General features: G+C 69.5%; 12 protein-coding genes. 3 read left to right on the top strand and 9 right to left on the bottom strand.

What is annotated here, in order from left to right:
• Positions 1–115: 115 nt before the first annotated feature.
• On the bottom strand, positions 116–787 hold the full coding sequence (locus Q1K70_RS20310) for an SOS response-associated peptidase (RefSeq protein ID WP_300163924.1): 672 nt from the start codon (positions 785–787) through the stop codon (positions 116–118).
• 317 nt (positions 788–1,104) lie between these two features.
• On the opposite strand from Q1K70_RS20310, the gene Q1K70_RS20315 reads away from it, so the two are divergent.
• Together Q1K70_RS20315 and Q1K70_RS20320 are read left to right on the top strand one after the other, a co-directional pair.
• Positions 1,105–2,094 carry an HD domain-containing phosphohydrolase gene (locus Q1K70_RS20315; RefSeq protein WP_300163927.1) on the top strand — a complete coding sequence of 330 codons (990 nt, stop codon included), beginning with the start codon at positions 1,105–1,107 and terminating at the stop codon, positions 2,092–2,094.
• 59 nt (positions 2,095–2,153) lie between these two features.
• Positions 2,154–2,834 carry a potassium channel family protein gene (locus Q1K70_RS20320; RefSeq protein WP_300163930.1) on the top strand — a complete coding sequence of 227 codons (681 nt, stop codon included), beginning with the start codon at positions 2,154–2,156 and terminating at the stop codon, positions 2,832–2,834.
• 19 nt (positions 2,835–2,853) lie between these two features.
• Here Q1K70_RS20320 and Q1K70_RS20325 read toward each other — a convergent pair whose 3' ends face one another.
• Both Q1K70_RS20325 and Q1K70_RS20330 read right to left on the bottom strand, forming a co-directional pair.
• Complete coding sequence (locus tag Q1K70_RS20325; protein ID WP_300163932.1) at positions 2,854–3,423, bottom strand: nicotinate-nucleotide adenylyltransferase; 570 nt, start codon at positions 3,421–3,423, stop codon at positions 2,854–2,856.
• Entirely contained in the window at positions 3,420–4,730 is a 1,311-nt protein-coding gene (locus tag Q1K70_RS20330) for an alkaline phosphatase family protein (protein ID WP_300163935.1), read from the bottom strand. The genes Q1K70_RS20325 and Q1K70_RS20330 overlap by 4 nt, the downstream gene beginning before the upstream one ends.
• A 101-nt stretch (positions 4,731–4,831) precedes the next feature.
• Here Q1K70_RS20330 and Q1K70_RS20335 point away from each other — a divergent pair, with 101 nt between their 5' ends.
• Positions 4,832–5,470, top strand: a complete 639-nt coding sequence (locus tag Q1K70_RS20335) for a PHP domain-containing protein (protein ID WP_300163938.1) — start codon at positions 4,832–4,834, stop codon at positions 5,468–5,470.
• Positions 5,471–5,480: 10 nt separating this feature from the next.
• On the opposite strand, the gene Q1K70_RS20340 is transcribed toward Q1K70_RS20335, so the two are convergent.
• The 6 genes from Q1K70_RS20340 to thiL all read right to left on the bottom strand — a co-directional run bounded on the left by Q1K70_RS20340 (position 5,481) and on the right by thiL (position 10,554).
• Positions 5,481–6,725 (bottom strand): nucleoside transporter C-terminal domain-containing protein, encoded by a 1,245-nt coding sequence (locus Q1K70_RS20340; protein ID WP_300163940.1) that lies wholly within the window; start codon positions 6,723–6,725, stop codon positions 5,481–5,483.
• Positions 6,726–6,749: 24 nt separating this feature from the next.
• Complete coding sequence (locus tag Q1K70_RS20345; protein WP_300163943.1) at positions 6,750–7,553, bottom strand: sulfite exporter TauE/SafE family protein; 804 nt, start codon at positions 7,551–7,553, stop codon at positions 6,750–6,752.
• Positions 7,554–7,876: 323 nt separating this feature from the next.
• Positions 7,877–8,137: a hypothetical protein gene (locus tag Q1K70_RS20350; protein ID WP_300163946.1), complete on the bottom strand. Its 261-nt coding sequence runs from the start codon at positions 8,135–8,137 to the stop codon at positions 7,877–7,879.
• A 113-nt stretch (positions 8,138–8,250) separates the two neighbouring features.
• A complete protein-coding gene (tsaA, locus tag Q1K70_RS20355) occupies positions 8,251–8,655 on the bottom strand; it encodes a tRNA (N6-threonylcarbamoyladenosine(37)-N6)-methyltransferase TrmO (RefSeq protein ID WP_300163947.1) in 405 nt (134 codons plus the stop codon).
• A gap of 13 nt (positions 8,656–8,668) precedes the next feature.
• Positions 8,669–9,532, bottom strand: a complete 864-nt coding sequence (locus Q1K70_RS20360) for a DMT family transporter (protein WP_300163950.1) — start codon at positions 9,530–9,532, stop codon at positions 8,669–8,671.
• Positions 9,533–9,591: 59 nt separating this feature from the next.
• Positions 9,592–10,554 carry a thiamine-phosphate kinase gene (gene thiL, locus Q1K70_RS20365; protein ID WP_300163953.1) on the bottom strand — a complete coding sequence of 321 codons (963 nt, stop codon included), beginning with the start codon at positions 10,552–10,554 and terminating at the stop codon, positions 9,592–9,594.
• Positions 10,555–10,788 lie beyond the last annotated feature (234 nt).

The following is a 10,788-nucleotide window of genomic DNA, read 5'->3' on the forward strand; positions in this document are numbered from 1 at the left end:
GGCTCTGCGGCCTGCGGGTTGCCCGAAATTCCGCGACCACACTGACTGTCGCCCCGCCGCCCGACGTTCCCGACCGCCTCACCATCCGCTCCCATCGGGGAGGTCCAGGAGGGGGTCACCCCCTCCTGGCGGGGTCCGGGGCAGCGCCCCGTTCTTCCTCTCCCGCTTCCCCTTTCTCCGCCAACCGCAACTCCGGCGGCGGCGTGGCCAGAAGCGCCGCCACGTCCGGCCGTTCGGTCAGGCGCGGGTCGAGCCAGGCGGCGAAGGCCGAGGGCGGCAGAATCAGCGGCATGCGCTCGTGGACGGCGGCCATCTGCGGCGAGGCCGGCCGGGTGAGGATGGCGGCGGTGTCGCGGACTTCGCCTTCCGGCGACACGGCGCGTTCGTAGATGCCGGCCAGGGCCATGACGGGCGCGTCCGGCAGGGTGCAGAAAAAGCGCGTCTTGCCGCCCCCGGGGTTTTTTCGCCACTCGAAGAACCCCTGGGCCGGGACGAGGCAGCGGCGGTAGCGCACGGCTCCCCGAAAGGAGGGTTTGTCCAGGGCGGTTTCGGCCCGGGCGTTGATCATGGGACGCATGGCGGCGGGGTCCTTGACGAAGGCCGGGACGAAGCCCCAGCGGAAGAGCCCAGCCAGGCGGCGTCCGGTCTCCCGGGCCGCGAACACGGCCTCGATGAGCTCGGACGGGAAGATTTCGGGGCGGGCCGGCACGTTTTGGGGCATGTCGGGCACGGCCATGGCCTCGGCCACCAGCCGGCGCGGCACGGCCAGGGCGAATCTGCCGCACATGGTTTTTCTCCCCCGGATTCGCCCCGCCAGGTGCGCCTGGGTGGGGTGAAAACGTAATATGCTTGAATAATTGTTTTTTTGAACGTCGGCGATGCTGTCCTCAAGCGGCGAAACGCCGGTCGCGGCATCATGGCAGGGGCGGGGAGGGCTGGCAAGGCGGGGCGACGCGTCAGGCCCGACATTTGCTATGCGGGGAACGGAATGTCGACCGTGGGGCAGGGGAAAACGCGACCTATTGGAATGAAAAGCTATTTTTCGACGGGACGCGCACGCCCCCTGAAACGGGAGCCTCAAATTGTAACAAAGTTGCACTGCGCATGACGACGTTGCCGCCGCCGCCGGCCGCCGACCCGGCCAGCGAATACCAGCCCATCCCCCTGGGCCACCTCTTTCCCCACGCGCCCGGGGATTTCGAGGTCTTCCTGCGCCATGGCGACAGCCACACGCTGTTCGCCCGGGACGGCGAGGTCATTCCGGCGGACCGTCGGGGGATGCTGGCGGAATACGGCGTTTCCGTGGTCTACATCCACCGGGAGCAGCGGGACCGCTACCGGGGCTACATGCGTCGCAACCTGCCCGGCGCGCTGCTGGCTGCGGACATGTCGCGCGAGCAGAAGGCGGCGGTCTTCTACCACGACTGCTGCGAGATCGTGCGCGAACTGTTGCGCGACCGGCTCCCCCAGGGGATTTCCGACATGCACGGCCGGCTGTTCGTGGCCTACGTGCGCGACTGCGTGGCCTTTCTGTGCACCGACGCCGGGCTCTCCCGCCTGGGCGCGCTCATGGCCCACGACTACGACGTCTACAGCCACGGGGTGCACGTCTTCGTCTATACCGTGTTTTTGCTCAAGTCCTTGGGCCTGCCCCAGCCCGCCGTCATCCAGGCCGGGGTGGGGGCGCTTTTGCACGACAGCGGCAAGGAGGGCGTGGACGCCGCCATCCTGCGCAAGCCCGGCCGGCTCACGCCCGAGGAGTTCCTGGCCGTACGGGAACACCCGGTCCTCGGGGAGCGGCTTTGCCGGCCGCTTTCCCTGTCGCGTCTGGCCCGGGAGTGCATCCTCATGCACCACGAGAAGATAAACGGCGCGGGCTATCCCCGGGGGCTCTCCGGCGAGGCCATCCCGGTCCACGCCCGGGCCGTCTCCCTGGCCGACGTCTACGACGCCCTGACCTCGCGGCGGGTCTACGCCGACGCCGTGCGGCCCTTCGAGGCCCTGCGCATCATGCGCCACGAGATGGCCGGCTCCTTCGACCTGGAGCTCTACAAGCGCTTCGTGCTGCTTTTAAGCGGCGCGGCGCTCCTTTAGCGCCATGGCCCTTGCCGCGCCGGCCGCGATCGCGTAGCCGCCAGGCAAAGGAGACGCGCATGGTCAAAAGCCCGGTCAACGCCACCCTCGCCGTCACGTCCTCCGGCAAGCCCTTTCATTTCCTGCTGGCCGCCCTGCTGGCCCAGATGCTGGTTTCCCCCTTCATCAAGGGCGAGGGGGCGGGCGTGGCCCAGGACCTGGTCTTTTTGTGCCTGATGGGAGCGGCCCTGCGCGTGGTGCGCCAAAGCCGCCTGTTCCCGCTCATCCTGTGCCTGGCGCTCGTTTGCGGCGCGAGCATCGTGGCCAAGTACCTCACCCAGGGCGTGGGGCCGAGCATGCTGAGCGACGCCCTGGGCCTGCCCGTAATCTTCCTGACCGCCGTGGAGGTGACGCGCTACCTGGCCAGGCAGAAGCGGGTGGACCTGGACACGGTGCTCGGCGGGCTTTGCGTCTACCTGTTCCTGGGGGCCATGTGGTTCACCGCCTATTCCCTAGTGGAAAGGCTCATGCCGGGTTCCTTCGACTTCACGGTGCACGGCGACCATCTGTCGCTGGAGGCGACGGATCGGCTGCTCTTTTTCTTCAGCTACGTGACGCTGCTCACCATGGGCTACGGCGACATCGTGCCGCTGTCGCCCCTGGCCCAGACTCTGGCCGTGGTCGAGGGAGTGGCCGGGCAGTTCTACCTGGTGTTCTTCATGGCCCGCCTGGTGGGGCTGCATGTGGCGGAAAAGCAGTAGAGTCGGGTGGGAGCTTTCCTCAGCGGGCCGCCGCCAGCCGGGCCGGCAGGTCCCATTTTTTGGCCAGGGCGGCCACGGCCGGGGGCACCAGGGCTTCCCAGGCCCCGCCCTCGGCCATCAGCCGGCGCACGTCCGCGCCCGAGATCCCTTTCTCCTCGGGCGGCGTCTCCCACAGCACCTCGATGCGAAGCCCCAGGCTCTCGAAGTACTCCCGTTTGCGGCGGCCCCAGGCGTCGTAGATGGTGAGGAAGAAAAGCGCCTCCAGAGGAACGTAATAGCGGTAGAGCTCCGGAAGGTTGACGGGAAAGGGGACCACGGTGAGGTCCGCCTCGGCCGTGCCCGCCGCCGTCAGGGCGGCGCGGACCATGGCCTGGCGCTCGTAGTAGGTCAGGGGGTTGGCGGCCGGGGCCGAGCGGTCGGGGTCGGCCTGTTCGTCGCGGGTCAGCCCGGGGTCGGGGTTGGTGACGCCGACCACCAGGTGCCGGCAGCGGGCCCGGCCGGCCAGGAGGTAGCGCAGGTGGTCGTTGTGCAGCACCTGGAAGCGGCCGTGGATGACGCCGACGGGGGCGAGGGCGGCGGGGTCGGTCATGTTTCCTCCAGGCGGAAGGGGCGCACCGGGCCGGGGTAGCAGGCCGGCGGGTCCGGCGTGTCGCGGATGCCGGCCAGGCGGGCCCGCTCCAGGCCGTTCAGGATCAGATAGGGCAGCTCGGTCCCGCGCACGAAGCCCAGGCAGCCGGCGGCGGCGGACACCTCGTCGAAGCGCGACACCGCGTCCACGCGCTGCCCCGGCCCGTGCAGGCACAGTGGCACGGGCTCGCCGCCGTGGATGAGCGGCCCGCTCGACGGCGTGGAATGGTCGGAGGTGACCACGAAGAGCACTTCCGGGTCGCGCAGCAGCGGCCCGGCGGCCCGGCCCACGGCCGCGTCCAGGGCCTCGATGACGGCCTTTTTGGCCAGCGGGTCCTTGGTGTGGGCGGCCTCGTCCGGGGCCTTGGTGTGGACGTGGAGGAAGTCGTGCTCCGTCGCCCGGCGGGCCGTCTCCAGGCGTTCGGCCAGGTCCGCCCCGGGGTCGCCGGTGTCGCGGGCGGGAAGCAGGTCGAAGCCCAGCGCCCGGGCCACGCCGGCGAAGAGCGTGCCCGAGGCGATCGAGGCCGGGCGCAGGCCGAAGCGTTCGCCGAAGCGCGGCAGGGGCCGTACCATGCCGGCGCGCTGGGTGACCAGGGCGTTGATGGGCGAGAGCCCCGCCGCCTCCCGGGCGATGTTGACGGGATGGGCGCAAAGGACCCGCCGGGCGAAGAGCAGGTAGGCCCAAAGCGCCCGGGCGGCGCGGGCCGCTTCCGGCCCGGCCCCGGCCATGGGCTCGGGCTCGGGCAGGAACAGGCCGTCCACCATGGGGTTGGTGTCCGTGACCTCGGGCGAGACGCCGCCGGTCATGACGACCACGCCGAAAAGCCCCTTGTCGCGGTGCAGGCGCACCCGCACGCCCTCGAAGGAGAAGTCGGCCACGGCCGCAAAAAGCGCCGCGGCCTCCTCGGGCGCGGGCTTCTCCGGCTTGTCGCGCCACAGGCGCAGGCAGCCGTCGTCCACGACGGCGTTGCAGAAATGGGCCAGCAGGCAGACCTCGCCCGGGGCGGGGGACAGGCCCAGCCCCAGGGCTTCCAGGTAGCCCCGGCCGGGAAACTCCTCGGGCGCGGCCCCGAACATGGCGAAGTGGGCGTTTTCGCTCGGCAGGGCCTGGCCCGGGAAGCCGGCGTGGTAGAGGCCGTTGGCCCCGGCGGCGGCGATGGCGTCGAGGTGGGGGGTGTGCGCCGCCTGCAGCGGCGTGCGGCCGCCGAGCGCGGCGTGGGAACGGTCGCCCAGGCCGTCGAGGACCAGCAGGACGCACCGGCGCGGCATCAGTCCGCCTCCCTGTCGTATCGATCGGCGTGATCAATAGTGGGGTTGGTCATAGGTATTACCATTTTGCCTTTTTCGGCGCGCAGGCGCAAGGATCGTCCATGCGCTTCGACCTGCACGTCCACACGAGGCTTTCGCCCTGCAGCCGGCTGTCCCTGGAGGAGATCCTGGGGAATGCCCGCCGGCTCGGCCTCGACGGCGTGTGCCTGACCGACCACGACACCATGGCCGCCGGCCGGAGCGTGCGCGAGGGCGTGCAGCAAGACGGGCTCTGCCTCATCGTCGGCATGGAGTATTCCACTCCCGAGGGCGACATTCTGCTGTTCGGCCCCTTCGAGCACCTGCGCCCCGGGCTTTCGGCCCGCGAGGTCGTAAGCCTCGCTTCGGGCCTTGGCGGCGCGGCCGTGGCCGCCCATCCCTTCCGCGCCTGGCGTCCGGCCGGGCCGGGTCTCCTCGGGCACGAGGCCCTGGCCGCCGTGGAGGTGGAAAACGGGCGCAACAGCCTCGAGGAAAACGCCGCCGCCGTGCGCTTCGCCGCCAGGCGCGGCCTGCCCGCCCTGGCCGGCTCCGACGCCCACAGCCTGGAAGAGCTCGGCGCGAGGCCCGTGGACGTCGCCTTCGAGGTACGGTGCCGCACCGACCTCGTGGCCGCGCTGCTGGCCGGCCGCTGCGCCCCGGTTTCGCTTGCGCCGCCTGCCTGCCGCGCGGCGGTTTCCGGCCGGGCCGCCGGCTGCTTCTAGATCGTTCCTCTTAAAACGAGGCCAGAATCCCCACCACGGTCCCGGTCATGAGCGAGGCCAGGACGCCGGCGACGAGCGCCCGGCCGCCAAGGGCCGTGATCTCGCGCTTGCGCTCCGGGCAAAGCGAGGTCATGCCGGCGAGCAGGATGCCCACGCTGCCGAGGTTGGCGAAGCTGCACATGGCGTAGGTGAGGATCAGCCGGGTGTGCTCCGAGAAGGTCCCGGCCGGCAGCTTGGACAGGTCGATGAAGGCGATGAACTCGTTGAGCACGATCTTGGTGCCGAGCAGGCTCCCGGCCGCGGCAGCCTCGGCCCAGGGAATCCCCAGCAGCCAGGCTACCGGGGCCATGACCAGGCCGAGCATGCGCTCGAGCGTCACGGGCGCGCCGGCCACCTCGGGCAGCGTCGCGAGCAGGATGTTGGCGAGCTTGACCAGGGCGACGAAGACCAGCAGCGTGGCCACGATGCTCCAGAAAAGGCGCAGGCCGTCGGCCGTGCCGGAAACCACCGCGTCCATGGCCCCCGAGGCCGGCGAATCGGGCAGCTTGCGCCCGAGCGTCGGGGCCTCGGTCTCGGGCAGCATCAGGGCGGCCACCACCAGGGCGGCCGGGGCGTGGATGACCGAAGCAGTGAGGATATGGCCCAGGCTGTCGGGAAGCACGGCCTTGAGCACCGTGGCGTAGAGCATGAGCATGGTGCCGGCGATGCAGGACATGCCCGTGGCCATCATGGCGAACAGTTCGCTTCGGGTCATGCGGACCATGTAGGGCCGGATGAGCAGCGGCGCTTCGATCATGCCGAGGAAGATGCAGCCCCCCGCGCCCACGCCGAGCACCCCGCCGATGCCCATGGACTTTTCGAGCACGAAGGAAAAGGCCCGCACCAGGCGGGGCAGGATCTTCCAGTAATAGAGCAGGGCCGTCAGCGCCGCGATGACGATGACCAGCGGCAGGGCCTGAAAGCCGAGGATGAAGCTCGCTGACGGGTCGGTGGCGGCGAAGGGGGCCGGGCCGCCGCCCACGTAGCCGAAGACGAAGGCCGTGCCGGCGCGGGTGGCTTCGTCCATGGCCGCGACCAGGGCGTTGAGGCCCATGAACATGCCGCGCAGAAACGGGGCCTTGAGCATGAAGGCGGCGATGGCCGCTTGCAGCCCCAGGCCGCCGAGGACCAGCCGCCAGGGGATGACCCCCCGGCGTTCGCTGAGCGCCATGGCCGCCGCGACGAGGGTGACGAGGCCGAGCAGGCTTTGCAGCATGGCGCGCTCCTTTCCGGAAGGTCGTTAGAACAGGCTCCACAGCATGCGCGTGGCCATGGCCAGCAAAAACAGGGCGAAGACGCGCTTGAGGGTGCCCACGGGCAGCTTGTGGGCGAGCTTCGCGCCGTAGGGCGCGGTGAGGATGCTGACCGCGGCGATGCCGACCAGGGCCGGCAAAGAGATGTAGCCCAGGGACATGGGGGGCAGGTGGTCCGCGCCGAAGCCGTTCACGATGTAGCCCAGGGCGCCGGCCACGGCGATGGGAAAGCCGATGGCGGCGGAAGTGCCCACGGCGGCGTGGATGGGAATGTTGCACCAGGTCATGAACGGCACCGACAAGGTGCCGCCGCCGATGCCGACCAGGCTCGACACCGCGCCGATGGCCGCGCCCGCGCCGAACATGCCGCCGCGCCCGGGAATCTGGCGCGTGGGCTTGGGCTTGATGTTGAGCAGCATCTGGATCGAGACGTAATACAGGAAGCAGACGAAAAAACCCTTGAGAAAACCGGTGGGCAGGCGCGCGGCCAGGCAGGAGCCGGCGAAGGTGCCTACAAGGATGCCCGGGGTGATGGACTTGACGATGGGCCACAGCACCGCGCCGCGGCGATGGTGGGCGCGGAAGCTCGATACGGAAGTGAAGCAGATGGCGGCCAGGGACGTGCCGAGGGCCATCTGCATGATGAGCTCCTGGGAAAAGCCCTGGGCGGTGAAGAACCAGTACAGGGCCGGGACCACCACGATGCCGCCGCCGACGCCGAGAAGCCCGGCGATGACGCCGGCGATGGCGCCGAAGACGAGATAGGCGAGCAGGAAGGAAAGGGAAGGCATGCGACGCTCCTTTCGAAATACGGCTGGAACGGGGTGTTGCTGTAACGGAAAAGACGGCGAATGGAAAGCGGGGCGGGACGTTGGATGGGATGGCGACGGTCTTTCAAGAGGACGTCGCCCCGGCGGCGGAAAAATAAAAAGCCGTCGCGGACGACGGTCGAAGGGAACTGAAATGAGAGACGCCGATCAGGGCCGGCGGAGAGAGGGCGACCCTGCCGGAAGTGACGTCCGCCCTCGCGCCGACCCGGTCCGACCGGGCGCGACGACCTCGCCCCGCCCGCCCCTGAGGCACGAACGGGGCGGCGGGACGACGAAAATGTCGGCTAGGCGATGCCGTAGCCGCTGATCTTCTTCATGTACTCTTCCACTTCCTGGCCCAGGTGGTCGAAGAGCTTGCTGACGCCCTTGTCGGGTTCGGAGCCGATCTTGCTGAAGATCCTGCCGGCCTTGCCGTAGGCTTCCTCGAAGGCGCTCTCGCTTACGCCGCACAGCTCCCTGGCCTCTTCCTTGGTCAGGTAGCCGGTGTGGGCGAAGTAGGCGCAGACGACGGCATTGACCTTCTTGACGTGTTCCTTCTTGGGCATGCGGATCTCCTTTGGGGGTATCGGTGGTCGGTTGCAAAATCGCTAATGCAAATGAGCGGTTCTAGGCAACCCTTGGCTTGTAAAATTTTGCACGAATTCCTTCGTCGGCAACGTCACCGTCCCGGGCGGTCGGCCAGAGGCTTGATGTCGATGACCGGCGTGCCGTCCACGGCCTCCAGGGCCTCGATGGCCAGGACGTCGCCATCGATGGCGGCGATGCGTACCTGGTGCAGGCCGATGGGGTTGGGCCGGTCCGGCGAGCGGGTGGAGAAGACCCCGGTCAGGGGCCGGCCCATGTCCCGCCGGGGATGGACCTCCTGGCAGTCGCGGTGGGCCAGGTGGAACCAGGTGAAAAGCAGGATCTCCTGGCCGACCTCCAGGGACTTGGCCGCCGTGCGGTAAGCCGGATCGAGAACGACCTCGGCCCGGGGGGCGTTGTCCGTCTCGAAACGCGGGGCCGTGGCCGGATCGTCCAGGGGCGAGCGCACGACGCCAAGGACGCGAAGCATCAGGTCCATACCGGGTCCTCCATCAGGTTTTTGCCGTTCCGCCGACGACGGAACCGAGGTAGATGCCGCCAAGGGCCAGGGCCACGCCGGCCAGTTCCACCGGACCGGTGGCCTTGCCGAAAAAGAGCACGTCCCACACATAGGACAGGGTCGGCTGCAGGAGCAGGATGAGCGCGGCCAGGGCCGGCCGCACGCCGGCCAGGCCGATGGAGATGGCCAGCCAGCCCACGGTCTGGCCGACGACGCCGAGGCCAAGCAGGGCCAGGAGGCTTTCGACCGACGGCAGCACGAACGACGCGCCGAAACCCGGCACCACCGGCAAGAGCAGCCCCGCCCCGGCCAGGGACAGCACGGCCATGGCCGCCATGGGGCCGGCCCGCCCCTGGTCGGTGACGGCCTTTTTAAGGGTCATGATGAAAAGCGCGTAAAAGACGGACGTGGCCAGGCCGTAGCCGATGCCCAGGCGAAACTCGTGGCTCTGGGCGGAAAAACCCCGGCCGACCACGAGGTAGAGCCCGAAAAGGGCCACGGCCATGGCGGCCAGGAAGGCCGGCCTCGGGGGGCGCCGCGCGGCCACGGCCGCCGCGAAGGTGACCAGGAACACCTGGAAGTTGCCGGCCAGGGTGGCCAGGCCCGGGCCGACGTAATTGATGCTGGCGTGCCAGCACAGCAGGTCGCACACGAAAAAGACGGCGCAGCCGAGGGCCGGCCAGGACAGGGCCTTTCTCATGGCGCCGAGGTTTTTCGTGGCCGCGAGCAGGGCGAGGAGCATCAGGCCGCCGATGGCAAGCCGGTAAAAGGCCGAAACCGACGGCGCGACGCCGGCCAGCTTGACGAAGACGGCGGAGAAGCTGATGCAGGCCGCCCCGAACAGCAGAAGTCCCATGGCCTAGCGCCGTGTCCCCGAACTATGCGTAAGCATGCGTGTTTTCTCGGGGGCGCGCGCTAGCCGAAATGGTCGAAGCCGGCCATGCTGAACGGCGCGCCGTTGAGGGTGTAGGCGTTTTTGGGCACGACCATGCCGATGGCGGCCGCCCCGGACACGGCGGCGCGCACGGCCGGCCAGCCGGCCGGGGAGACGCAGCCGAGGAGCGCATAGTCCTCGCCGCCGAAGACCGCTTCCTTTTCGGGCTTGCGGCCGTGGCCGGCGGCATGGGCCGTGACCTCGGGATGGAGCAGGGCGGGGGGGATGAAGAGGTCCGCCCCGAGCCCCGCCGGCAAAAGGCGCGGCAGGTCCCGGGCCAGGCCGTCGGAGACGTCCATGCAGGCCGAGACCTCGGGCAGGGCGGCCAGGGCCAGGCCGGCGGCCAGGCGCGGCTCGGGGCGCAGATGGGCGGCCACGGCGGCGGGAAAACGCTCGGCCGCCTGGCGGCCTTCCTTTTCCAGCACGGCCAGGCCCACCCGGGCCAACCCTACCGGGCCGACCACGAAGAGCACGTCTCCGGGCGAGGCCTGGCCGCGCCGGAGAAACCGCCCCGACGGCCCGGGCGCGCCCCAGATGGTGACGCAAAGCCCGAGCTTGTCGCCCCGGCTCAAATCGCCGCCGGCCAGGGGCAGGTCCAGGGCCCGGGCCAGCCCGGCCATGCCGGCCATGGCCTCCTCCCAATATTCCCGATCCGCGTCGTCGGGGCTGGTCAGGCCCAGCACGAAACCCGTGGGCCGGCAGCCCATGGCGGCCACGTCGCTCACGTTGACGGCCAGGGCCTTGTAGCCCACGTCCGCGGGCGTGAAATACGAGCGCCGGAAATGCACGTCCTCCAGGAACAGGTCCGTGGTCACGCAGACCTGGCCCGGACAGGCGATGATGGCCGCGTCGTCGCCGCGCGAAAGCACGATGCCCTCGCCGGCGCGCGGGAAATGCCGGTCGATGAGCGCCAGGAAGTCATCCTCGGAGTGGAATAGTATCATAATGGTTGTCGTATCGAGGGAGAACCGGGGGAGGGAGCCCCTTTTTGAAAAAAGGGGCTCCCTCCCCCGGGCCCCCTCCCTCCCGAAAAACTTCAAAGGGGTGTCGTGGACCGGAGGCCACGGTCAATTAGTATCGGCTGATCGGGCCGAAAAAGAAAGTATTTTAAGCGATAGCAACTGCTCTGATTGTATCTGCAAACCGACCGTGGGGGGGGTCAAAGGGGGGCGGGGGGG

The organism is Solidesulfovibrio sp. (assembly GCF_029978005.1).
GTDB lineage: Bacteria > Desulfobacterota > Desulfovibrionia > Desulfovibrionales > Desulfovibrionaceae > Solidesulfovibrio.